Annotated in this window: 25 protein-coding genes and 1 rRNA gene; 13 read left to right on the top strand and 13 right to left on the bottom strand. The window is 49.4% G+C overall.

Going from position 1 to position 24102, the window contains the following annotated elements; genetic code table 11:
* Nucleotides 1-6 precede the first annotated feature (6 nt).
* Nucleotides 7-1539 carry a YifB family Mg chelatase-like AAA ATPase gene (locus tag A3K86_RS17150; RefSeq protein ID WP_068334080.1) on the top strand — a complete coding sequence of 511 codons (1533 nt, stop codon included), beginning with the start codon at nt 7-9 and terminating at the stop codon, nt 1537-1539.
* 101 nt (nt 1540-1640) lie between these two features.
* On the opposite strand, the gene A3K86_RS17145 is transcribed toward A3K86_RS17150, so the two are convergent.
* The 5 genes from A3K86_RS17145 to A3K86_RS22720 all read right to left on the bottom strand — a co-directional run bounded on the left by A3K86_RS17145 (nt 1641) and on the right by A3K86_RS22720 (nt 5795).
* Nucleotides 1641-2240 carry a DsbA family protein gene (locus A3K86_RS17145; protein ID WP_068334244.1) on the bottom strand — a complete coding sequence of 200 codons (600 nt, stop codon included), beginning with the start codon at nt 2238-2240 and terminating at the stop codon, nt 1641-1643.
* 156 nt (nt 2241-2396) lie between these two features.
* A complete protein-coding gene (locus tag A3K86_RS17140; RefSeq protein ID WP_068334078.1) occupies nt 2397-3383 on the bottom strand; it encodes a serine/threonine protein kinase in 987 nt (328 codons plus the stop codon).
* A 126-nt stretch (nt 3384-3509) separates the two neighbouring features.
* A complete protein-coding gene (gene ccoG, locus A3K86_RS17135) occupies nt 3510-4937 on the bottom strand; it encodes a cytochrome c oxidase accessory protein CcoG (RefSeq protein WP_068334077.1) in 1428 nt (475 codons plus the stop codon).
* A 308-nt stretch (nt 4938-5245) separates the two neighbouring features.
* Complete coding sequence (locus A3K86_RS17130) at nt 5246-5512, bottom strand: YihD family protein (RefSeq protein ID WP_068334071.1); 267 nt, start codon at nt 5510-5512, stop codon at nt 5246-5248.
* A gap of 118 nt (nt 5513-5630) precedes the next feature.
* The gene (locus A3K86_RS22720; RefSeq protein ID WP_157599472.1) at nt 5631-5795 is read right to left on the bottom strand and encodes a hypothetical protein; all 165 of its coding nucleotides are present in this window, start codon (nt 5793-5795) and stop codon (nt 5631-5633) included.
* Between the two features lie 334 nt (nt 5796-6129).
* Between A3K86_RS22720 and A3K86_RS17125 the strand changes: the two genes are divergently transcribed.
* The 3 genes from A3K86_RS17125 (at nt 6130) to trhA (ending at nt 8874) form a co-directional block, all read left to right on the top strand.
* Nucleotides 6130-6807, top strand: a complete 678-nt coding sequence (locus A3K86_RS17125; RefSeq protein WP_068334242.1) for a FadR/GntR family transcriptional regulator — start codon at nt 6130-6132, stop codon at nt 6805-6807.
* 386 nt (nt 6808-7193) lie between these two features.
* On the top strand, nt 7194-7982 hold the full coding sequence (locus A3K86_RS17120; RefSeq protein WP_068334064.1) for a sporulation protein: 789 nt from the start codon (nt 7194-7196) through the stop codon (nt 7980-7982).
* A gap of 238 nt (nt 7983-8220) precedes the next feature.
* On the top strand, nt 8221-8874 hold the full coding sequence (gene trhA, locus A3K86_RS17115; RefSeq protein WP_068334062.1) for a PAQR family membrane homeostasis protein TrhA: 654 nt from the start codon (nt 8221-8223) through the stop codon (nt 8872-8874).
* A 136-nt stretch (nt 8875-9010) separates the two neighbouring features.
* On the opposite strand, the gene A3K86_RS17110 is transcribed toward trhA, so the two are convergent.
* From A3K86_RS17110 to def, 5 genes are all read right to left on the bottom strand, one after another.
* Entirely contained in the window at nt 9011-10456 is a 1446-nt protein-coding gene (locus A3K86_RS17110) for a TrkH family potassium uptake protein (RefSeq protein ID WP_068334059.1), read from the bottom strand.
* A 6-nt stretch (nt 10457-10462) separates the two neighbouring features.
* On the bottom strand, nt 10463-11839 hold the full coding sequence (trkA, locus tag A3K86_RS17105) for a Trk system potassium transporter TrkA (RefSeq protein WP_068334056.1): 1377 nt from the start codon (nt 11837-11839) through the stop codon (nt 10463-10465).
* A 178-nt stretch (nt 11840-12017) separates the two neighbouring features.
* Nucleotides 12018-13295, bottom strand: coding sequence for a 16S rRNA (cytosine(967)-C(5))-methyltransferase RsmB (gene rsmB, locus A3K86_RS17100; protein WP_068334052.1), 1278 nt, complete (start codon nt 13293-13295; stop codon nt 12018-12020).
* Between the two features lie 124 nt (nt 13296-13419).
* Nucleotides 13420-14364 (bottom strand): methionyl-tRNA formyltransferase, encoded by a 945-nt coding sequence (gene fmt, locus A3K86_RS17095; protein ID WP_068334049.1) that lies wholly within the window; start codon nt 14362-14364, stop codon nt 13420-13422.
* Nucleotides 14365-14395: 31 nt separating this feature from the next.
* Nucleotides 14396-14917, bottom strand: a complete 522-nt coding sequence (gene def, locus A3K86_RS17090) for a peptide deformylase (RefSeq protein WP_068334048.1) — start codon at nt 14915-14917, stop codon at nt 14396-14398.
* A 355-nt stretch (nt 14918-15272) separates the two neighbouring features.
* Between def and A3K86_RS17085 the strand changes: the two genes are divergently transcribed.
* The 4 genes from A3K86_RS17085 to A3K86_RS17070 are packed head-to-tail and all read left to right on the top strand — an operon-like array spanning nt 15273 to nt 18442.
* A complete protein-coding gene (locus A3K86_RS17085) occupies nt 15273-16292 on the top strand; it encodes a LysM peptidoglycan-binding domain-containing protein (protein ID WP_232322023.1) in 1020 nt (339 codons plus the stop codon).
* The gene (gene dprA / locus A3K86_RS17080) at nt 16289-17389 is read left to right on the top strand and encodes a DNA-processing protein DprA (RefSeq protein WP_068334044.1); all 1101 of its coding nucleotides are present in this window, start codon (nt 16289-16291) and stop codon (nt 17387-17389) included. The genes A3K86_RS17085 and dprA overlap by 4 nt, the downstream gene beginning before the upstream one ends.
* Nucleotides 17386-17859, top strand: a complete 474-nt coding sequence (locus A3K86_RS17075) for a DUF494 family protein (RefSeq protein WP_068334041.1) — start codon at nt 17386-17388, stop codon at nt 17857-17859. The genes dprA and A3K86_RS17075 overlap by 4 nt, the downstream gene beginning before the upstream one ends.
* 19 nt (nt 17860-17878) lie before the next feature.
* Entirely contained in the window at nt 17879-18442 is a 564-nt protein-coding gene (locus A3K86_RS17070) for a DNA topoisomerase family protein (RefSeq protein WP_068334039.1), read from the top strand.
* A gap of 89 nt (nt 18443-18531) precedes the next feature.
* On the opposite strand, the gene A3K86_RS17065 is transcribed toward A3K86_RS17070, so the two are convergent.
* Together A3K86_RS17065 and purE are read right to left on the bottom strand one after the other, a co-directional pair.
* Nucleotides 18532-19644, bottom strand: a complete 1113-nt coding sequence (locus A3K86_RS17065; protein WP_068334029.1) for a 5-(carboxyamino)imidazole ribonucleotide synthase — start codon at nt 19642-19644, stop codon at nt 18532-18534.
* A 4-nt stretch (nt 19645-19648) separates the two neighbouring features.
* A complete protein-coding gene (gene purE / locus A3K86_RS17060; protein WP_068334027.1) occupies nt 19649-20134 on the bottom strand; it encodes a 5-(carboxyamino)imidazole ribonucleotide mutase in 486 nt (161 codons plus the stop codon).
* 197 nt (nt 20135-20331) lie between these two features.
* On the opposite strand from purE, the gene tsaC reads away from it, so the two are divergent.
* From tsaC to A3K86_RS17040, 4 genes are all read left to right on the top strand, one after another.
* The gene (tsaC, locus tag A3K86_RS17055) at nt 20332-20889 is read left to right on the top strand and encodes an L-threonylcarbamoyladenylate synthase type 1 TsaC (RefSeq protein ID WP_068334025.1); all 558 of its coding nucleotides are present in this window, start codon (nt 20332-20334) and stop codon (nt 20887-20889) included.
* 6 nt (nt 20890-20895) lie between these two features.
* Nucleotides 20896-21801: an oxygen-dependent coproporphyrinogen oxidase gene (gene hemF, locus A3K86_RS17050; RefSeq protein WP_068334017.1), complete on the top strand. Its 906-nt coding sequence runs from the start codon at nt 20896-20898 to the stop codon at nt 21799-21801.
* A 76-nt stretch (nt 21802-21877) separates the two neighbouring features.
* Complete coding sequence (gene aroE, locus A3K86_RS17045) at nt 21878-22699, top strand: shikimate dehydrogenase (RefSeq protein ID WP_068334014.1); 822 nt, start codon at nt 21878-21880, stop codon at nt 22697-22699.
* 12 nt (nt 22700-22711) lie between these two features.
* On the top strand, nt 22712-22975 hold the full coding sequence (locus A3K86_RS17040; protein WP_068334004.1) for a DUF1488 family protein: 264 nt from the start codon (nt 22712-22714) through the stop codon (nt 22973-22975).
* An 11-nt stretch (nt 22976-22986) separates the two neighbouring features.
* On the opposite strand, the gene A3K86_RS17035 is transcribed toward A3K86_RS17040, so the two are convergent.
* Entirely contained in the window at nt 22987-23526 is a 540-nt protein-coding gene (locus A3K86_RS17035; protein ID WP_068333998.1) for a gamma carbonic anhydrase family protein, read from the bottom strand.
* 395 nt (nt 23527-23921) lie between these two features.
* On the opposite strand from A3K86_RS17035, the gene A3K86_RS17030 reads away from it, so the two are divergent.
* A 16S ribosomal RNA gene (locus A3K86_RS17030) occupies nt 23922-24102 on the top strand; the annotation flags it as partial.

Raw genomic sequence — 24102 nt, 5'->3', positions numbered from 1 at the left:
TGAAGAATGACATTAGCCATAGTTCATAGCCGCGCTTGTGTCGGGGTTGAGGCACCACCAGTGACAGTCGAAGTGCATATTAGCAATGGTATGCCTGCCCTCACTTTGGTGGGGTTGCCTGAAACGACAGTCAAAGAAGCGCGCGATCGGGTACGTAGCGCGATTGTGAATGCCAATTTTGAGTTTCCTTCGCGGCGGATCACGGTGAACTTGGCACCCGCGGATTTACCCAAAGAAGGCGGCCGATTCGACTTGCCGATCGCGTTGGGTATTTTGGCGGCTTCTGGGCAGATCCCTACCACTAAGCTTGCTAATCATGAATTTTTAGGGGAGTTAGCGCTTTCTGGGCGATTGCGTCCGGTTAAAGGTGCTCTGCCCGCTGCGCTTGCGGCGCAGCAGGCCAAACGTTGTTTGTTGGTGCCTGATGGCAATGGCGATCAAGTGGCGCTGGTGGATGATAGCCAGCATAAATCGGCACCGGATCTGTTAGCTGTGTGTGGCTATTTGTGCGATCAGCAGCCGCTCAGTTTATTTCAACGCTCAGCCGAGGGGGATTCGGTTGTTACCGATGAATCGCAACGCGATATGCAAGATATTATCGGTCAGCAGCAAGGTAAGCGTGCGTTAGAGATTGCCGCCGCAGGTGGGCACAATTTATTATTCCTTGGCCCACCGGGTACCGGAAAAACCATGCTGGCGTCGCGGCTGGTTGATTTACTGCCACCGATGTCGGTGACGGAGGCGTTAGAAACCGCAGCGGTCACCTCGCTTACTCAGCAAAGTTTGCATCAAGGTAATTGGCGGCAACGCCCGTTTCGTACTCCTCATCATTCGAGCTCAATGGCGGCGCTGGTTGGTGGCGGCTCGGTGCCACGCCCAGGTGAGATCTCACTGGCGCATAATGGGTTGCTGTTTTTAGATGAAATGCCAGAGTTTGAACGTAAAGTACTCGACTCGCTGCGTGAGCCGTTGGAGTCAGGGGAAATCGTGATTTCACGGGCGACCAGTAAGGCGACGTTTCCGGCTCGTTTTCAATTGATTGGTGCGCTAAACCCAAGCCCCACCGGCTATTACGAAGGCAATCAAGCGCGTACTAACCCACAGGCGATTTTACGTTACTTGAGCCGCTTGTCAGGACCTTTACTCGACCGATTTGATATGTCGATTGAAATCCCGTTATTGCCTCGTGGTACTTTAACTCAAGGGGGCGAGCGCGGTGAGCCGACAAAAGTGATCCACCAACGGGTGCTGACGGCGCGAGAGCGGATGATGGCTCGGGCTGATAAAGTGAACGCTCGGTTATCGACTCGCGAATTAGATCGAGATTGTGCCCTCAGCAAAGCCGATGCCGCATTTCTAGAAAGTGCTTTGCATCAGTTGGGGCTCTCGATTCGGGCGTACCATAGGATCATCAAAGTGGCGCGTACCATTGCGGATTTGGCAGGGGAAGCTGAGATTCAACGTTCACATTTGGCGGAAGCGCTTGGGTATCGAGCGATGGATCGGTTGCTGAAGCAGCTCAGTGCGCAAGTGGTGTAATTGATTCTGTTTGGTCTGAGATAGCGTAATGCAGCGATCAAAAAAGGGCGAACAATCGCCCTTTTGTCATTGGTATGCACCTAGCCAGTGGCTGGGCTACCTTATTTTTTCAGCAGGAAGTTGATCAGCGCGAAATATTCGTCAGCCGACTCGATTTCACCTGTCTGTACTAGGTATTTGTTATTGACTACCACTGCTGGTACACCGCTCAGACCGCTGTCTTGGAACGCTTTGTTGTAGCGATTAACCATAGAGTTCACCGCAAAGCTGTTGAACGCGCCATCGTAGTCTTCTGCCTTCACGCCTTCATCCAAAAAGATTTGGCGCAGGTCGTTATCGTTGCGCGGTGGCTTTTGCATGTTGTGAATGCGATTAAACAGCACGGGTGTCATCTTTTCTTCAATGCCAAGCACGATAGAGGTCGCGTAGGCTTTGCTCAATGATTTACCCATTGAACCGCCCATGAAAGACACATGGTGTTTCTGGAATTTGGCATTTTCAGGCAGCGTTTTTTTCAGCTGCTGGATCATTGGTTCGAAGCTGTAACAGTGCGGACAGAAGAAGGAGAAAAACTCGGTGACAATTGGCGTACTGGATTTCGGTAAATCCAACACTTTGTAGTAATCCCCTTCTGTAAATTTCGCCGCTTGTACAGAAAATGACAGCATCACAGCGCTGCACAAAGCTAATAATGTCTTCATTGGACGCATGAAGTCTCCCTATTTTGGTATTGAACGGCACTTCCCTGTTGGCGTTAAATGACACCTTATTGTTCGGTCCGCGCCTGTGGTGGTGGGATTATTCCCTTGTAATTATTTATTGATGTCACAGTTGATTATTGGTAATCACGGCTGTGATTACCATTGTGGCATAAGTTGCAATGGTGGCTCGTGGAGCGCTGCAATTTGTTCTTTAAATGCCAATACTTGTCCTTCCCAATATTTGTGATCGGCAAACCATGGGAAAGCTTGCGGAAAGGCGGGGTCTTGCCAGCGTTTTGCGAGCCATGCCATATAGTGCACCATTCTAAGACCGCGCAAAGGCTCAATAAGTTGCAACTCATTGTGATTAAAGTCAGCAAATTCGCTATAGCCCTCTAAAATCGTGTCGAGCTGAGCTATTTGATCGTGACGTTCGCCGTTAAGTAGCATCCATAAATCTTGTACTGCTGGACCATTGCGGGCATCGTCGAGATCGACAAACAGCGGCCCGTCACGCCATAAAATGTTGCCTGGGTGACAATCCCCATGTAAACGCAGTGATTGCCAATTGGTGTGCCATTGTTGACCAATTTCGTTGATCAAGCAGTCAAGATCGGCAAAAAAAGCGTTTTTCAGATGATCGGGAATAAAATCAGCTTGTTCCAGAATTTGGCGTGGTTGGTGAAGGTACTCTTCCAAGCCGATGGTTGGGCGGTGCTGAAATTGTGAGTTTTGGCTGGCGCGATGAATACGGCCTAAAAAACGTCCCACGCCTTCAAGTTGGTCAAAGTTATCGACTTCAAATTGACGCCCACCCATGCTTGGGAACAGTGCAAAGCGGTGACCTTGGAAATGCAGCAGACTTTGACCGTCAATTTTGATCGGTGCTGCAATGGGAATTTCTTGTTCTACCAACTGGTGACTGAAGTCGTGCTCTTCTTGAATTTGCGCATCGCTCCAGCGCTGTGGGCGGTAGAACTTCACCACATAACGGGCACGGTCTTCGGCTTGGAATTGATAAACCCGATTTTCGTAACTATTGAGAGCGAGCAAGCCAGATTCGGCATAAATGCCAATGCTATTGAGGGCATCGAGCAATAAATCAGGAGTGAGATCGGAAAAGCTAAAGCTGTGTTGAGTCATAAGAAAATCCAGCGCCAAGAGAATCTTTCCAGTATATCACCACTCGGGAGGCTGTCGTGCGGCGATCAAAAAGCGCCCTTGACGGGCGCTGGGTGAGAAAAAGGTGTCATAAATGAGATTGCTGGTTTAGCGCAGTTCACCGATGAAGCGACTTTCGGTGACGACTGGCTCGCTGTCATCACTGCTATCGCTCAGGGTAAAGCGAATGTCGACAATCGGGGTGGTGAGCTCGTAGGGATCGACCCCAAGGCTGATCGGTAAGGTATAAACCTCACCAGCTGCGACGGCCACTTGTTGTGGTCCATACCATTCGATCCCTTCTATTCCCTCGACTTTGAGCTGATAAGTGCGATCTTGTTGGGTTTTATTAAGGATTTTTAAGGTGTAAGTGTTCTCGACTAAGCCTTCGTTATTTTCACGGAATAACTGACTGCGATCGCGGATCACATCGAGCCCCATTGGACTTACAGCGCTCAGTAACACAAAGAATAACCCAACCATTGCCACCATTACCGCACCGTAACCGATCAGTTTCGGACGCATGACTTTGGTGTGCTTACCTTCTAGCTTGTGCTCTGTGGTATAGCTGATCAGGCGCTTTTCGTACCCCATCCGCGTCATGGTCTCATCACAGGCATCGACACAGGCACCGCAGTTGATGCATTCGTATTGTAAGCCATCACGAATATCGATCCCCGTAGGACAAACTTGGACACACAAGTTGCAGTCGATACAGTCGCCGAGCCCAAGCGCTTTAGGATCTTTTTTGCGTGGACGCGGTCCTCGCGCTTCGCCACGCTGGGTATCGTACCCCACGATGTAGGTATCTTTATCGAACATTGCCGATTGGAAGCGGGCGTATGGGCACATGTGAATACAGACAATGGAGCGCATCCAACCCGCATTGGCATAAGTACAACCGGTAAAGAACAACACCCAAAATGTGGCCGAGAAACTGGTATTGAAGGTAAAGAAGTCGACAAACAAGGTTTTGATAGGCACAAAGTAGCCGACAAACGTGAGGCCGGTGATCAAGGCGACCGCTAACCAGGCGATGTGCTTAAGTGTTTTGCGCACTATAAGTGACTGGGTGAGCTTGAGGCTGTCTTGCTTGCGACGCTTATTGGCGGCGCCCTCCAGTTTTTCCTCAAACCAGATATAGATAAAGGTCCATACGGTTTGTGGACAAAAGTAACCGCACCAGACCCGCCCTAAAAAGGTGGTGACAAAAAACAGGGCAAAGGCGGCAATCATAAATACGGTCGCCAACAAGGTCAGATCTTGTGGCCATAAGGTGGTGCCGAAAAAGTTAAATTGTTGTTGCCCGATATCGAGCAAAATGGCCTGGCGATCGCCGTAAGGGATCCAAGGTAGCCCCATAAAAAGTACCATCAATACCCAGCCCATTCGGCGGCGTAATTGTTGGTAAATACCAGTGACGGCACGAACATAAATCCGGTTGCTAGGATTGAAGCGGTCGGCGGCACCCTTGTGGGTCTTGGGATTAAATTGCTGCGGGGTCACATCCTTTATCTTGATCTTTTCTTGCGTCATGACATTGCTTTCCTTAGGCGAGTATCGACTGAGCATAGGTCGATACACAGACGATCAGATACATAGTCTGATCAATTAATGATACGAACATGTTATCAAGTGATTATATAACAGCCGATGGTGCGATTAATCTAGCAGGGTCATAGTTTCGTGATTCGCTTAAGCAGAAGTTTGCTATGGTTGGAGTAGTAACCGTTGGTTTTGGGCGTGATGGTGTGTTGCAGGGCGAGCTTGATGGAGCGGATTGTTGATAAACGAAGTGCGGCAGAGCGCCGCACTTTGGAATTTGCTTTTACTGGCTGCGGGCGTTACTTGATGATGCCGCGCGCGCGTAGGATCGCGGTTTTGAAGTCATCTTCGCAGTCTTTGGCGATGCCTGGGATCATTTCTTGTTGATCGCTGTTACGCATTTTTAGATGGTAAATCAGAACATCATCGGTCAGATCTTCTAACTTGCCTTCAAATTTGGCTTCTTTGGCTAGTTCCAATAGGAACTCAACCAAGTTGAGTTCTGGGTTTTTCTGCCACTCAGGGTGGATAAGCTCGATAAGCTCATTAACGCGATGGGTTTTCATTGTTTCTCCACAATCTAAGGCTGAGTAATTGTCATATTTTTATTGTGGATAAAGTATACCAAGTTGGCTTGCGAAAGAAAGGCAGCGCGATGGCTGCCTGACTGGAAATTCATATCGCTTACGCGGCTTGCTCGTTATGTTTGGTATTCACGGGGCAAGACGGCGCTGGCATAGTGTGAATATCGGCACTTGGTTTGGTGGCTTGAAAGCGTGGTGCGTGTGAGCGTGGACGAGCACAAGAAGGACTACGAGTATTACGACGAGCAAAAGTCATTGGGCGCATGGTTATTACCTATTAATTGGGCACATCCATGGCCAGTCAATGTCAGGGTATCTGCAAAGTGGGCGGCAGATACGTCATATTGGAAAACGTGAGCAGGATACCAACAACCCACAACCGAGTCGAGCAAATTATGAACAATGATTTATTTTTTCTCAGTTGTGAGATTGGGTCATAAAAAAGGCAAAAAGACACTGTTTTACCGCATCTGTGAAGATAAGCCGTTTCAGCTCATTGGCTTTGTGGTCTAATTGCGCCCTATAAGCTTTATCAATATTGGTAAGCGCAGAAAATATAAATGGCAACTACTATAAAAATAGCCTGTAGAGGGGGAATGATGGAGCAAGATCAGCAACGATTGGTCAGCAACCGTAACCTATCTTATCGACTCGCCGAATCGATAGGACAACGTATTTTAAAAGGTGAAACACCACCGGGAGAAATCTTACCAGGTGAAGTGGAGCTGGGTGAAATGTACGGCGTTAGTCGTACTGCAGTCCGTGAAGCCATCAAAATGTTGGCTGCCAAAGGTATGGTATTACCGCGCCCACGTATTGGTACTCGTGTGTTACCGAAACGCAATTGGAACTACCTCGATCAAGATTTATTGGCTTGGCTTGATTTTGATGAGTCGGGCGAGTTGGTTGATGAGTTTCAGCGTGTCCGCCTGACTTTAGAGCCGGAAGCGGCTGCGTGTACCGCCATTAACGCCAGCGAAGCCGATCGCCAAGAGCTCGCTAGCTTAGTGGAAGAAATGCACAAGTTGGGTGAGCATTTTGATCAAGAGCGTTGGATAGCGGTTGATACCCGTTTCCATCAGTTGATTTACTTTGCTTCTGGTAATCACTTTATCAGTCCGTTTGGTAACTTGTTCAAAGCGGTGTTTGAGCGTTATTTCCGGATCATCACCCGTGAGCGAATGCTAAAACTCGACCTTCATCAGAAGGTGGTTGATGGTATTTTGGCTCGCGACCCTGATGCGGCGCGTCAGGCGACGATCACTTTGCTGAAATAGCCCCTCGCGTTTCGCAGGGAGTGTTGCTCATTGATATCGGGTAGCGAAGTTAGCTGACTTCGCTACTTATCCCCTTGCCTGACAGGCGCCCTCACCTTCTTACCTCTCTTCTTTTTCTGTTCTTCATTATGCGACTATCTCGTTTAGCCTCAACGTTGCCCTTTAACTTATCCTGATTGGTATGCAATGTTTTGCTTGTCAAAGCGGGTGGTTACCTCTAGATAGTGTTGCGTTTTAGACGGTAACCCGCGATGAGGATTTTCTGGGATTCGCGATGGAAAGGGCTTGCGGTTTCATTACGCACTGCGCAAGATAGAGCATATTGATTGTCGCAATCTGTTCGCATTATCGGTGCGGCTGATCGTTGAATGCGTGAAGGAGGATGCATGTCTTTATTTCGTAAAAGTCTCGCCAGTTTTGGGATTGGCGCGGCGAAAGTGGACACCATATTGCCGCAGGACGCTTTGATCCCTGGGCAGCCGTTACCAGTGGAAATCGAGGTGCAAGGAGGGGCGACCGAGCAGCAGATCGATAACATTCACCTCACTCTATGCTGTCGCTACCTTGAAGAAGTAGCGAGTGGACGCGGCGAGAGCGAACAACGCACCGAGAAAGTTCCGCAAGTGTGCCGTTTAGCGCACTGGTCGCTGCCGGAAACTTTTGTGATTGGTATTGATGAACAGCGCCAATTCACTGCCACGCTCGACTTACCCTTCAATACACCGGTCACAATTGGGGATGCCCAAGTCTGGCTCGATACTTCCCTCGATATCGCGCGCGCGATCGATCCGAAAGATAAAGATACCCTGACTGTGCGTCCTGAACCTTTGATGGATGGTGTGTTTACTGCTTTAGAACACGCAGGGCTGCGGATCCGCCAAGTGGAGTGTGAAGCCGCGAAAGGGTTCGCGCTGCCGTTTGTGCAAGAGTTTGAGTTTGTGCCTGTGTCTGGTCCGTTCCACGGGCGCTGGCGTGAGTTAGAAGTGGTCGCTTATCGCGATGAAGAAAGCCTGCAACTGTGGTTCGAGGTGGATCGACGTCAAAAAGGGCTCACTGGAATGCTGTCGAGCTTCTTAGGTCGTGGTGAGCTAAAGCGCCAGCTTACCATTAGCGCTGACTTATCGCCGGAGGAAGCCGGTGATGAAGTCCTGACTTTCCTTGATCGCACGACTTAAGCGTCGGCTGGTTTTACGACAAAACAACAGACCCATCCGTCATGAAAAAGGCGTTGATGGGTCTTTTTTTCTTTAGTTTATAGTCTTATCAACAGCTTAAAACCCCCGCCCGCTCTGGCTTGCGAGCCGTTTGTTACATGTGGTGAAAAAAATTACAATTTCAGCTTACAAGTGTAAGCTAAGTTGTGCGATACTGCGTTAAAGTTGAGTTTAAACTCTATTTCTAGGAGCAATAACAATGACAAAAAATGTTGCCCCGCAGTATTCAGTCGCAGAAGAAATCGCCAACAGTGTCAGCCATGGTTTGGGGATGATTTTCGGTATTGTTGGTCTTGTGCTGTTGTTAATGCAGGCCAGTGAACACAATGCCGATGCGATGAGTATCGCCAGCCTCAGCATTTACGGCGGCAGTATGATTTTATTGTACTTAGCCTCCACTCTTTACCACGCGATCACGGTTGAAAAAGCCAAGCGGGTACTGAAAACCTTAGATCACTGTGCGATTTATTTATTGATTGCCGGTACCTATACCCCATTTTTGATGATCACTTTACGCACTCCGCTCGCCATTACCTTGATGACGGTGATTTGGGTGCTGGCTTTGATTGGTATCGCGCTCAAAATTGCATTCGTATATCGGTTTAAAAAGCTGTCGCTAGCAACGTATTTGGTGATGGGGTGGCTGTCTTTGATTGCCATTTACCAACTGGCTTTGGCCCTAGATTTGGGCGGCTTGATCCTACTGGGTGTCGGTGGAGTGATTTACTCGCTTGGGGTGGTGTTCTACGTCAATAAGCGTATTCCGTACAATCATGCAATTTGGCATCTGTTTGTATTGGGCGGGACCGTGTGCCACTTCTTTGCAATCTACTTCTACGTCACTCCGGTATAGTTGATTTAGTCGTCAGTAGACGAGCACGACAGAGATACCAATATAGGTATAAAAATAGACATACAAAAATGGCGCTGTAATTCAGCGCCATTTTTATTTTCAGACTGCTGGTGAGAGTCTGTTTAGGAGCGGTGGTTTAGTTACGCCAAAACGCAGGGAAGAACACCACCAGTACCGTAAGGATCTCCAGACGCCCCATCAACATGCCAAAGCTTAAGGTCCATTTCGCCAGATCAGGCAGGGTTGCAAAGTTACCCGTAGGACCAATCACATTGCCCATTCCCGGTCCGACGTTTGCCACAGCAGTCACAGCTCCTGTCACGCTGGTCACAGGATCTAGCCCCAACATGCCGAGAATGGCGGCGACAATCACTATGGTAATAATAAATGTCAGCGCAAACGCCACGACTGAGCGCACGATACCGTCGGTTACAGGACGTCCGTTGTAGCGTTGAATGAACACCCCAGATGGGTGGATCAGTTGCATCATTTGTTTGCGTAGCAGAGCGAATGCCACTTGGAAACGGAAGATTTTGATCCCGCCGGCGGTTGAGCCGGAGCAGCCGCCAACCAGCATGATGAAGGCAAACACGATACTTGGGAAAGCGCCCCAATTGGTGAAATCATCCAAGCCAAAGCCGGTGGTGGTCACCACTGAAATGATGTTGAACAGCGAAACCCGAAACGCGTCAATAAAGGCATAGTCTCTATCAAAGGTTAGCCACAGCGCGACCGCTAATCCGACACCAAACACCAATAAGCTAAAGCCACGTACTTGAGCATCTTTGAGCAGCGCTGCGGCGCTTTTCTTACGCAGAGCTTGGACGAATAACAAGAACGGCAAACCGCCAGCAAACATGAACACAATCGCGACCCAGTGGGCAGCATGCGAGAAGTGATTCATTGAGCCGTCAGAGGTCGAATAGCCGCCTGTCGATAGTGTGGTAAAGGCGTGGTTGATGGCATCGAAAGTATTCATCCCTGCCAACATATAACCCACTACACATAGCGCAGTTAAGATCAGGTAGACGTTAACGATGTTCTTGGCCACGCTTTTGGTACGTGGTGAGCTCTTATCTGACCAATCCGAGGATTCGGTTTGGAACAAGCGCATCCCACCGACATTCAGCATCGGCAAGATGGCGACCCCCATCACAATAAAGCCAACCCCACCGAGCCATTGCAACGTCGAGCGCCACAACAAAATGCTGGGCGCCATATCATCAAGACCACTGAGCACAGTTGACCCTGTGGTGGTGATCCCCGACATGGTTTCAAAGTAGGCATCGGTAAAGCTGATGTGATTGATGAACACAAACGGCAGCGCGGCAAAGGCGCTGGCAATGGTCCACACCAAAGTGGTGATCAAAAACATATCGCGCACCCCAAGCTTAAACTCGCTGGTGCGACCGAATGTGAGACATAAAAAAGCCACGACGTGGGTGATGATCACCGCAGTAGCAAAATCGATAAAGCCACTGGTACCGGTGAAAAACGCCACTAACGTCGGCACGTACATGAACAGGGCGATCTTAGATAAGACCAACCCGATCACGAATAAGATAGGACGGTAATTGACCATAATGTTTTACAAGAAGAACGGACTTGGTTGGAACAGGCGTTCTACGTCTGGGATGTATTTCTTATCAACCAGGAACATCACTACGTGATCATCCTGCTCGATGACTGTACGGTCATGACCGATTAACACTTCTTCACCACGCACAATGGCACCAATGGTGGTACCCGGTGGCAGTTTGATATCGCTGATAGCGCGTCCCACCACTTTGGAAGTGGTTGCATCACCGTGGGCGATGGCTTCAATGGCTTCTGCTGCGCCACGACGGAGCGACGATACGTTCACGATATCGGCTTTACGCACGTGGGTGAGCAAGGCCGAAATGGTGGCTTGTTGCGGTGAAATTGCAATATCAATGGTGCCGCCTTGGACTAAATCAACGTAAGCACCACGTTGGATCAGCACCATGACTTTTTTGGCGCCCATGCGTTTAGCCAGCATGGCCGACATGATGTTGGCTTCATCATCGTTGGTTACTGCAATAAAAACATCGATTTGCTCGATGTGCTCTTCGCTAAGCAGCTCCTGATCCGAAGCATCACCACAAAATACGATGGTGTTTTCCAACATCTCCGACAGGTTTTCGGCACGCTCTGGATTTCGCTCGATCAGCTTAACGCTGTAGGTTTGCTCCAAACGGCGTGCTAAACCAGCCCCGATATTACCGCCGCCGACAATCATCAGACGTTTGTACGGTTTCTCAAGACGCTGCAGTTCACTCATTACCGAGCGAATGTGGTTGCTCGCCGCGACAAAGAACACTTCATCATCGGCTTCGATAATGGTGGTACCTTGCGGGCGAATAGGACGGCCTTGACGGAAAATGGCTGCGACACGGGTATCGACGTGCGGCATGTGTTCGCGCAGTGCTGATAGCGCGTTCCCCACCAGAGGACCACCGTAATAGGCTTTAACCGCAACCAAACCGACTTTGTCTTCGGCAAAACCGACCACCTGTAAGGCGCCAGGGTATTCGACCAAACGCTCGATATAACCCGTCACCAACTCTTCAGGGGCGATCAGGTGATCGACAGGGACAGCATCGGATTGGAATAGCTGTTCTTTTTCTTGAAGGTATTCAGGCGAACGAATTCGAGCGACACGGTTCGGAGTGTTAAAGAGGGAAAAGGCAATTTGGCAGGCCACCATGTTGGTTTCGTCGGAGTTGGTGACGGCAACCAGCATATCGGCATCTTGAGCGCCCGCATCGCGTAAGGTGCGAGGATGACTTGCAAAGCCTTGAACAACGCGTAAGTCGTATTTATCTTGCAGCTCGCGGAGACGCTCAGGGTCTTTATCGACGATGGTGATGTCGTTGTTTTCACCAACTAAGTTCTCAGCGAGGGTGCCTCCGACCTGTCCGGCCCCGAGGATGATAATCTTCATAACATTCGCCTGATTGAAATCTCGATCTAGTTAGAGCGACTCGGGCTGAGCCGCTCCAATTTTCTCTCTCTGAACAAGGCTTTTTGGCCAGAGAAAGGTGTCGTTAGCTTACTCTGTTTTTACCATCGTACCAGCGACATTTGCACTGATAATGATGCAAAACATGAATATAAGTCGCTTACTGCTTGGTTAATACCGCGTAGTAGAAACCGTCCATTTGCTCTTCACCTGGTAAAATTTGGCGACCAGGGTTAGCTGGATCGCTGTCGACCAAGGTTGCATCTGGAGTGCGGGCTAGGAAGGCTTTCACTTGCTCGCTGTTTTCTTGCGGTGTGATCGAACAGGTCGCGTACACCAAAGTACCGCCTGATTTCAGTTGTTGCCACATGGCATCAAAGATCTCTGCCTGCAAGGTTGCTAGGGCGGCAATATCATCGGCGCGGCGTAACCATTTGATGTCAGGGTGACGACGGATCACACCCGTTGCTGAACACGGCGCATCCAACAAAATACGATCGAACTTGTCGCCCTGCCACCATTGGCTAGGGTAGCGTGCATCAGCACACAATACTTGCGCATCAAGCTTTAAGCGTTTGAGGTTGTCGTGCACGCGAGCCAAACGGTTATCGTCACAGTCGATAGCAACCACTTGGGTATCCGGTTGACGCTCCATAATATGGGCTGTTTTACCACCCGGTGCCGCACAGCAATCTAAGATCAGCTCACCAGCTTGTGGTTGAAGGTATTCAACGGCTAGCTGTGCTGCGGCATCTTGTACCGATACCCAACCATCAGCAAAACCAGGGAGTTGAGTCACATCACACGGTTTTAGCAGACGCAGAGCATCGCTCGCTTGAGGGTGAAGTTCGGTTGCAATGCCTGCTTCGTCTAGTAGCGTGCGGTATTGGTCGCGGTTGTGGTGTTGACGATTGACGCGCAGCCACATTGGCGCTTTGGTGTTGTTAGCATCAACAATGGCTTCAAGCTGCTCTGGGTAGCTCGCTTTAAGCATTTTCACAATCCAGCTTGGGTGACCGTATCGGCCAGCATCGTGGCTGATCGCGTGTTGGTCTAGGCTTTCTTGCTGACGCTGGTAGTTACGCAAAATGGCGTTGATCAAACCACGCAGTTGCGGTTTTTTAAGGTTCTTGGTCGCATTCACGGTTTCGGCTACCGCAGCGTGCGCAGGAATACGCATGTGACCTAGCTGGTATAAACCCACCAAAATGAGGTGATGGAAAACACGTTGTTTGCCTTTAAGTGGCTTGTCCATCAGCTTGTTGGTGATGGATTCTAGGCGTGGCAACCAGCGTAAAACGCCATAACAGATCTCTTGTAATAGCGCTTGGTCGCGGTCTTTGATCTCTTGTTGCGCAGCAGGAAGGACATTGGACAGAGATTGGCCCTGATCAACAACCTGATAAATCACTTTGGCCGCAGCGGCTCTTACGTTCATTCGGATATCCTGACGTTTCTTTTTCCCTGATTTGCATGGCAACTCAGGCGGTCGAAAAGAAAAGCCAGTGCATGCACTGGCTTGGTATTCGTTAGTCGTCGTATGACAGACTGGGTATTGTGGCTTACAGTACGCTACCTACTTCGAACCACTCACGACGAGAGTTCAGTAGATCTTGTACTTGCATCGCTTTCTTGCCCGGTGGTTGCAGTTCGATAAGGCGTAGCGCGCCTTTACCCGTTGCAACCACAATGCCGTGCTTGTCAGCTGCGAGCACAGTACCGGCTGGTTTACCTTGGTTATCGGCAACCACTTCGCTGCGCCAAACCTTGACGTTTTGCTCAGCCACGGTGAAGTAGCTCATTGGCCATGGGTTAAATGCACGCACGCAACGTTCAATCGCGTCGGCATCCATAGTCCAATCGATTTTTGCTTCTTCTTTGCTTAGCTTTTTAGCGTAGTTAGCCAGCTCATCATCTTGCTTCACTGGTTTTGCGTTGTCGCTTGCGATATCGCCAAGGCAATCGATCAATGCTTCAGGGCCTAGCTCTGCCAGTTTTTCGTACATGGTTGCACTGGTGTCATTAGCTTCGATTGGCAATGATGCAATCTTCAGCATGTCACCAGTATCAAGACCGATATCCATCTGCATGATGGTAACGCCTGTTTCAGCATCGCCCGCCCAAATAGAGCGTTGGATCGGTGCAGCTCCACGCCAGCGTGGCAAGATCGAGCCGTGAACATTGATACAACCCAGTTTCGGGGTATCCAGTACCGCTTGTGGTAGTAATAGGCCGTAAGCCACTACAACCATGATGTCAGCGTCGAGATCAGCCAGCGCTTGCTTGGCTTCGTCAGACTTGAAGTTTTCTGGTTGGTAAACCGGAATCTCGTGCTCAAGCGCCAGGTTTTTTACTGGGCTGGCAGTCAGTTTCTTACCGCGACCGGCTGGGCGGTCTGGGGTGGTGTACACCGCAATAACATCGTGCTCCGAAGACAATAACGCCGCCAAGTGACGGGCGGCGAAATCCGGAGTACCTGCAAAAACAATTTTCAAAGGTTTGCTCAAGGTAGCTTCCTTAACATTCAAATTTTCGAATTTAAGCGTTGTTGGCGTTTTTTTCGTTGAAGCGTTTGATTTTAGCCAGTTTATCTTGAATGCGCTTACGCTTCAGTGGCGATAGGTAATCAACGAATAGTTTGCCTGCTAAGTGGTCAAGTTCGTGTTGAACACAGATAGCCAGCAGATCGTCAGCTTCAAAAGTGAATTCTTCGCCATCGCGGTTCAGGGCTTTGACGCTTACTTCAGCGGCGCGAGGCACAAGAGCACGTGCACCAGGAACAGATAAGCAGCCTTCTTCGATACCATCTTCACCACGCTTTTCGGTGATTTCTGGATTGATCAGAACCATTGGCTGATTGCGTTCTTCTGAGATATCGATCACCACGATACGTTGATGGATATCAACCTGAGTCGCAGCCAGACCGATCCCTTCTTCGTCGTACATGGTTTCTAGCATGTCATCGACGATTTTTTGAATTTCAGGGGTCACCGCTTCTACCGGTTTTGCTACGGTGCGTAAGCGATCATCAGGGAATGTTAATACTTGCAATACAGACATAGATACTCGAAAAGTGAACAGTGCCAAAAATAATTTGCTCTAATTCTAGTCATTTTAACGACCAAATAACAGCATCGGCGTTCATTGAGGAAAGTCGAATGGGTATCGCAGCGCTGACGGCTGGGTTTTCGGGGCAAGCAACACCTGTCAATGTGGGGATTGTAAGCGGGAAAACGAAAGCGTGAACCAGACCGAAAACCCGAGGCAAGAGCTTGAGCTGCAATAGACAATTAGCTGACTCGACTGCCATTCTGGTTAGAATTTTCAGTCGGTTGGCTGAACCTTCTATTTGTTGTGCAAGGATGGCGGAATGAAGCCCAGCTCTCTTTTATGTTCGTGTGCCCTGGCTGTAATGATGAGTTTACAACCCAGTTGGGCCGATCAGGAACTGATCCTGAATAATGACATTCCTGATGTGTACACAGTGAAAAAGGGCGATACCTTATGGGATATCTCCAATCACTTCCTCGCCACGCCTTGGCTATGGCCTAAGTTGTGGCAGGCAAACCCAGAAATTAAAAACCCTCACCTTATTTACCCGGGCGATAAGCTGTATTTGGTGTGGATTGATGGTCAGCCTCGTTTGCAGCGCAAGCCGATGAAAGTCGTGAAGCTGTCGCCAAGCATCAAGGTGACTCGTTCGCCCATCACGACGTTGCACTCTTCTTTGGTGATGCCGTATTTGGTGGAGCACCGTTTATTGTCGGAGCAAGCCATTAACGATGCGCCGCAAATTTTAGGCAGCAGCGATCAACGGCAAAAACTGTCGGAAGGCGATCTGGTCTGGGCCGACAGCGAATTACCCATTGGCGAAGAATGGTGGGTTTATCGACCATTGGAGAGCTTTAAGCAGCCAGATGATCAATCGGTCACCGTGTTAAAAGAAGTCGCTAAGTTATCGGTCAAAAGCCATTACCAACAAACCAGCGCCTTGACGCTCAAATCGTACCGTCAGGAAATCAAACCTAACGATGTGTTATTGCCTGCCCCGGCATTAGGGGCGACTGCGGATTTGCACTTCTCACCGTCGATGCCGCCAGAGCCGGTCTCGGCAACGATTGTGGGATCGGTGAATGGTCAGCAATACATGGCCACGAAAGATGTGGTGGTGGTCGATAAAGGGCATCTTGATAAGCTTCAAGCCGGGCATATTCTTCATCTGTATCAACCATCAATCGAAGTGGGTGGTAAAAAAGGCGAGTATCGCTACAGCTTAAATAAAGGTAGCGAGAAAGATTTCCGTTTGGCGCCACGTGCGGTGGGCGAAGCCATGGTGATCCGTGCATACGATGCTTATAGCTTTGCGGTTGTCCTGAGTAGCTCCGAACCGTTTACCAAGGGCGTGATGGTGGTTTCGCCGCAAATGACGCAATGAATGAAGTTAGTGACTGGTTAGCCTTGTGTGCCGTTCCCCAATTAGGGGCGGTGCGCATTGGGCGTTTACTCCAACACGGTCCTCCTGCCTATTTACGCCAACTTTCAGTTGAGCAACTGCAAGCGCTCGGCTTACGTCCCAACCAAATTACCACGCTACATCAGCCTAATTGGGCGCGTATCGAGCACTGCCTGCAATGGGCCTCTCATCCTGACCACCATATTTTGACTCTCGACTCACCTTTTTACCCACCGTTATTAAAAGAAATTCCTGCGGCGCCTCCGGTGTTATTTGTTGCTGGCGAACTTGGCTACTTGAGTGCGCCACAATTGGCGATTGTGGGGAGTCGTTCTGCCAGCATCGATGGTCGAGAGCTGGCGTACGAGTTTGCGGCTGCCATGGTAGCGGCGGATTTTGTGGTCACTAGTGGCTTGGCGTTGGGCATTGATGGGCAGGCGCATCTAGGCGCTTTGAAGCACGGCGGGGCAACCGTGGCGGTATTGGGTGCTGGGCTTGCGCAGCTTTACCCTGCCCGCCATCGTGATTTAGCCGCTAAGATAAAAGAACAAGGGGCATTAGTCTCGGAGTTTTGGCCTGACGAAAAACCAAGGCCGCAGAACTTTCCGCGCCGTAATCGAGTGATCAGCGGGTTATCGGTTGGCGTACTAGTAGTAGAGGCGGCACAAAAAAGTGGTTCTTTGATCACCGCCCGCTATGCATTAGAGCAAGGGCGAGATGTTTTTGCTCTGCCCGGCTCGGTTCGCAACCCTGAAAGTCGGGGCTGTCATGCATTAATTAAATCCGGTGCTAAATTGGTAGAAACCCCGGTCGATATATTTGAGGAGGTAGGAGCCTTAACAGAGTGCGCAATTAATAACCAATTAAGCCGAGCTCTGCCACAGGGTGATGATCAGCAATTGCCATTTCAAGCCTTGTTGGCTAACGTAGGCGGTGAAGCAACACCCGTAGATGTGGTTGCTGAACGTAGTGGACAACCCGTACATGAAGTCATGATGCAATTGCTCGAATTGGAATTGCTTGGGGTTGTCACCTCAGTACCCGGTGGCTATATCAAAACGAGGAGGGGCAAATCATGATGGACATTCTTATGTACCTGTTTGAAACCTATATTCACAGTGATGCGGAATTATTGGTGGATCAGGATGAACTCTCCGATGAACTGCTTCGCGCAGGCTTTCGCCAAGACGACATCTATAAGGCGTTAACTTGGTTAGAGAAGCTTGCAGCACTGCAAGAAACCGAACAGCAACCGTATATGAAAACCAGTGCGGTGACCTCGTTCCGCGTTTATACCCCGCAAGAAATGGCACGGTTGGATGTAGCGTGTCGTGGCTTTTTGACTTACCTAGAACAAATTCATGTCTTAAATGCGCAAACCCGTGAGATGGTTGTCGATCGTGTGATGGAGCTGGACACTAATGAGTTTGCTCTTGATGACCTTCAATGGATCATCTTGATGGTGCTGTTCAATGCGCCGGGTAATGAAAGCGCGTATAGCCAAATGGAAGAGCTATTGTACGGCTTAGAAGACGGTTACATTCATTAATAGGCGGTGAACAGTACTCATGACTGGGAAAATTAATCAGGCGCTCTTTAGTGCTCACGAACATGCGCTAGACCAGCAACTTTGCCCTGAGTGTGGCGGTGAGCTGACGATGCGTTTTGGCAAGCGTGGGCCTTTCTTAGGGTGTAGTCATTACCCGAGTTGTGAATATATTCAGCCGTTGCACCAGAATGATGGTCATATTGTGAAGCACCTAGGGCAACCCTGCCCTGAGTGCGACAACGAAATGGTCTTGCGCCAAGGGCGTTACGGGATGTTCATTGGTTGCAGCCATTACCCTGAGTGTCAGCATATCGAGCCTTTAGAGCAAAAAGCGGCGCCGAAAGATCAAGTCGCTTGCCCTAGCTGTGCTCAAGGTCATCTGATTGAGCGTAAATCCCGTTACGGTAAGATGTTTTACGCTTGCGATCAGTATCCAGCTTGCCGTTTTGCGGTTAACAGCAAGCCGATTGAAGGCAGTTGTCAGCAATGTGGCTTTGGTTTATTGATTGAGAAAAAGCTCGCCAGTGGCACTAAGCTGCAATGTGCTGATCGCAAGTGTCACGCTTATCAAACTCCGGCGTAAGCGATATGCCCGCCCAAGAAAAATAAAAGCCTGCTGAGATTGCAGGCTTTTTTGATCAGGGTGTCTTTAGGCAGATCGCTGTATTGCAATTAACGGTGAAAGACAGGAAAGGCTTCCGGGTCTAGCTGCTGACCAATTGCGGTTAGTTGTTGTTGCAACTCTGCTTGGCTGGCGGCACAGACGTTGATGTGTCCCATCTTGCGACCTGCGCGTTTGTCTTTGCCATACCAGTGAATATGACAACCCGCGTGTGCCAATAGGCTTGGTGGTAAGCTATCTTCACCTAAAATATTGATCATTGCAGTTGGACGGATCAGACAAGTATCTCCCAAAGGATAACCACACACCGCACGCAAATGGTTTTCAAACTGACAGGTTTCCGCGCCTTGCTGCGTCCAGTGACCTGAGTTGTGAACTCGTGGTGCGATCTCATTGACGAGTAACTCGCCCTGTACATCGAAGAACTCCAGTGCCAGCACACCGACGTAGTCCAAGCTCTCTGCGACGGCGGTGAACATGGCTTTGGCTTGCGCCTGTAACGCTGCATCATCAATCGCGGTTGATAGGCTTAGTACCCCATTGATATGGACATTTTCCGCCAGTGGGTATACCGCGATTTGACCGTCTTTACCGCGCGCACCGACCAAGGAAACTTCACGATTGAACGGTACAAACTCCTCTGCGACAATGGCTTGAGTTGGTGTGTCAGCAATGCACTGCGCCATTTCTTGCCAGATCAGATCCGCATCGGTTTTCTCTTTTAGTCGCCATTGTCCTTTGCCGTCGTAACCCCCTAACGCGCTTTTTAGCACCATAGGTAAGCCAACATGGGCGATGGCATGGTCAAAGTCTTCACGGCTTTTAATCACGGCATACTTGGCATTGCGAACACCTGCATTATCTAGCAGGACTTTTTCGATTCGGCGATCGCCACCGGCTTTGATAGCGTCCGTGGTGGGTAGGAATTTCCCGCTTTTCTCACACACATCCAGCACATCATGAGGAATATGCTCGAATTCGGCGGTGATAACGTCGGCACTATCAATCGCCGCTTGGAGACCGTGTCCGATCACCGCTTGGGTTAAAGGGTGAACGATATTTTCACTGCCAACATCGAAAGCGGAAATGTGAATATTTAATGGTGCACCAGCCAGCGCCATCATACGTGCTAACTGCCCTGCTCCTAGAACCAGTACCTGCATACCATTAATCCTCTGCTGGGTTTGGATTTGCTAGTACAGTTTCGGTTTGCTCGTTACGGAAGGCTTCCACTTTAGCCATGACCGCTTCGTCGTGGGTGCCGATGATTTGTGCCGCTAAGATCCCGGCATTGGCTGCGCCTGCTTCACCAATGGCGAGGGTGCCAACCGCAATACCTTTTGGCATTTGGACGATAGACAGTAACGAGTCCATTCCTTTAAGCGCACGAGATTGCACCGGAACGCCCAGTACTGGCAAGCTAGTGAACGCCGCAGCCATGCCCGGTAAGTGTGCAGCCCCGCCAGCTCCGGCGATAATGACTTTGATGCCACGTTCTTTGGCACTGTTAGCGTAATCCGCCAGTAGCTGAGGAGTTCGGTGGGCCGAAACTACTTTCGTCTCATATGGCACATTGAAGCGATCTAGCATTTCAGCAGCGTGCTGCATGGTTGGCCAGTCAGATTTAGAGCCCATGATAATTCCAACTTTCATTCCGATCTCCTGTTGGTAACTTAAAACGCAGTCATGAAGAGGTGTTGGCGGCATTATACGGTGATTTTTCAATAAGGAAAACGTTTGCGTCTGGGTATTTGCTTCATTCTTAACCTTGCGTGGCGATGGCTGGGGAGAGTGGGTACACTAAGAGCTGAAAGTAAAAATGATAATTAGCTAGATAAGGACAGGATGACGTGGAAAATTTTGCGCAAGTGATCGCGGCATTACAACAAGGTGAGGTTATTGCTTATCCAACCGAGGCGGTTTTCGGGGTAGGTTGTGATCCCGACAACGAACAAGCGGTGATGAAGCTACTGGATATTAAACAACGTCCGATCGAAAAAGGGTTGATTTTAATCGCTGCCGATTATGAACAATTACTGCCTTACATCGATGATAGCCAGTTAACGGATCAACAGCGCACCACGATCCAAGCCTCTTGGCCTGGACCTGTCACTTGGGTAATGCCAACCAAGCCTAATGTTCCTGCTTTCTTGACCGGGCAGTTCGAGACCATTGCGGTACGTGTGACCGATCATCCTTTGGTACAACAATTGTGTCGTGAGTTTGGTAAGCCGATCACTTCAACCAGTGCCAACTTAACGGGGCAAGAACCGGGTCGCACAGTGGCGGAGGTTCAAACTCAACTAGGCCACTGTTTACCTGCTATTCTCGAAGGAGAAACGGGCGGCCGTACTAATCCATCTGAGATCCGTGATGCGGTGACAGGGAATGTTTTTCGTCAAGGATAAGACCGAATGCAAGATGTAAGTAAGTCGGCGGTAAAAGCGTTTTTGCTCGAGCTGCAAGATCGCATTTGTCAGGCACTGGAAGCTGTCGACGGTGAAGCAAAGTTTGAGCAAGATGAATGGCAACGTGAGCAAGGTGGTGGCGGTCGCAGTCGCGTCTTGCGCCATGGGGCTGTGATTGAACAAGGCGGGGTGAATTTCTCGCATGTGTTTGGTGACCAGATGCCAGCATCGGCGACAGCGCATCGTCCAGAACTTGCGGGACGCCGTTTTGAAGCCATGGGGGTGTCTTTGGTGATCCACCCTAATAACCCTTATGTGCCGACATCGCATGCCAATGTTCGTTTCTTTATCGCCGAAAAAGATGGCGAGCCGCCAGTTTGGTGGTTTGGTGGGGGCTTTGATTTAACCCCTTTCTACCCGTTCGATGACGACTGTCTGCATTGGCACGATACTGCAAAAGCGATTTGTCAGCCTTTTGGGGACGAGGTCTATGCGGAGCATAAAGCATGGTGTGATAAATACTTCTTCTTACCACACCGTAATGAAACACGCGGTGTGGGCGGCTTGTTCTTTGATGACTTGAACCAATGGGGATTCGAAAAGAGCTTTGCTTACATGCAAGCTGTCGGTAATGGCTATTTAACTGCTTATTTACCAATAGTGGAGAAGCGCCATCCCCTGCCCTTTACTGAGCGTGAGCGTGAGTTTCAGTTATACCGTCGTGGTCGTTATGTTGAATTTAATTTGGTTTACGACCGTGGCACTCTGTTTGGCTTGCAAAGCGGTGGACGTACCGAATCCATCTTGATGTCGATGCCGCCCCTAGCCCGTTGGGAATATTGTTATCAGCCAGCTGAAGATTCGGCAGAAGCGCGTTTGTCCCAACACTATTTGAAACCGCGTGATTGGTAATGAACGGTTTGAGCTTCCTTTAATGGAGTGATAGGGTCGAGTTATCGACCCTATTTCAGTTTGGAAGCCTGCTCACATGGATCAGTATCTCGTCTTTGGAAACCCAATCGCACAAAGCAAGTCCCCTTTTATCCATACGCTTTTTGCTCGTCAAACAGCGCAGCAGATGGAATACAAAGCGCAGCAACCTGAGCTGGGACAATTTCAGTCCCAAGTCGCGGCTTTTTTTCAAGCTGGTGGTCGTGGCTGCAATATCACTGCGCCTTTTAAAGAAGAGGCTTATCAGTTTGCTAATCAATTGACCGAGCGAGCTAAATTAGCTGGTGCGGTCAATACATTGAAAAAGCTTGATGATGGGGTCATTCTGGGTGATAACACTGACGGCGAAGGCTTAGTTCAAGACTTACTGCAACATCAGGTGGCTTTGGCGGGGAAGCGTATTTTGTTGGTTGGTGCGGGTGGTGCTGCCCGAGGTGTGATTTTACCGCTATTGGCTCAGCAGCCGAGTGAGTTGGTGATCACCAATCGTACTGTGACCAAAGCGCAGCAACTGGCCGAGCTGTTTGCCACATATGGCAATATTCATGCAGCTCCCATGACAACATTGGCAGATCAAGCATTCGATGTCATTATCAACTCAACGTCGGCTGGATTAAGCGGACAGCTCCCAGCCCTACCCGCGTCACTAATTCAGCCTCACACCACTTGCTATGACATGGTATACAGCGCCCAAACCACTGCCTTTAACCAATGGGCGAAAGATCTGGGTGCGAAATGTGTCTTGGATGGCTTAGGGATGTTAGTTGGCCAAGCCGCTGAAAGCTTTATGTTGTGGCGTGGCATTCGTCCTAGTGCGAAACAAGTGCAGCGCGAACTGCGTATGCAGCTATTGAAATAAAAGAGAGAAACCATGAACCAAGATATTCTATTTGCCGATCTACAAACATGGACACCTGAGCGTCAAGCAGTGATGTTTCCGGCACAACAAGCTGGTGCTTTGATCCAATGTTGGGTTTCACTGGCGCGTTTGCAGCAGAGTGCAGCGCAGCCGCTTAGCTCAGAAGCGGAAATCTTGGCTGCGTTTGCTGCTCAACGCTTCGATCTTGAAGAAATAGCCGAGACGCTAATAGAAGATGAAGACTTCGATGTTAACGGCGATATCCAGATCGACTAGCATTGTAACGATTAAGCTTCATCGAGGTAGTCTTGTTTTAATCGCACATAGTTATCCGCCGATTTAGGCAAGAAAGCGCGTTCTTTATCGCTTAAGGGGCGCGCCTGTTTAACTGGGCTACCTATATAGAGATAACCACGAGCCAAATGTTTACCTGGCGGCACTAAACTTCCCGCACCAATAATCACATCATCTTCAACTTTGGCACCATCTAGAATGATGGCCCCCATCCCTACCAGTACCCGATCGCCAATCTGGCAACCATGTAGCATGGCCTTATGGCCAACGGTGACATCATTGCCAATAATTAAAGGATAGCCTGCGGGGTTATCATCGGTTGGGCGGCTGACGTGCAGTACTGAGCCGTCTTGGATATTTGAGCGCTGCCCTATCTTTATAACATTAACATCACCGCGTGCCGCCACTAGGGGCCAAATACTGCTGTCATTGCCTAAAGAAACATCACCGATCACAATCGCTGTGTCATCTATATAGGTGTTAAGCCCTAATTTAGGATGAATTCCTTTAAAAGAGCGCATGGAATCTGGCATGGCGAATTACTCGAGTGCTTATTAATAAGGAAATAATAGAGCTGATATAGTGTGAAATATACCTAAAAAAGCCGTTATTGGCTGATAGTTGAGCGTTTAAGCGAAAATGTCATATTTTTTTCAAAATAGCCCTTGCCAATGTGATCGAAGTCTCTATAATGCGTCCTCACTGACACGGAGCAAGGCGCTAAGCCAGCAACGATAAGTCAGTTTGTTCTTTAACAATTTGACCATGCAATCTGTGTGGGCACTCGTGAAATGATAGTCAAAAAGATTTATCAATGAAACTGAGTGACCAAATTGATACTTCGGTATCAGCAGAGTCAATTCATTCATTACTTCGGTAATGAATTAACAGTATTCATTGAGCCGTTACTTCGGTAACACCAAAACTTTAATTGAAGAGTTTGATCATGGCTCAGATTGAACGCTGGCGGCAGGCCTAACACATGCAAGTCGAGCGGCAGCGACATCAACAATCCTTCGGGTGCGTTGATGGGCGGCGAGCGGCGGACGGGTGAGTAATGCCTGGGAATATGCCCTGATGTGGGGGATAACCATTGGAAACGATGGCTA

Source organism: Photobacterium jeanii (genome assembly GCF_001650345.1).
GTDB lineage: Bacteria > Pseudomonadota > Gammaproteobacteria > Enterobacterales > Vibrionaceae > Photobacterium > Photobacterium jeanii.
The sequence above is the reverse complement of the archived record's forward strand: the minus strand, read 5'-3'. Positions and strand labels throughout refer to the sequence as shown.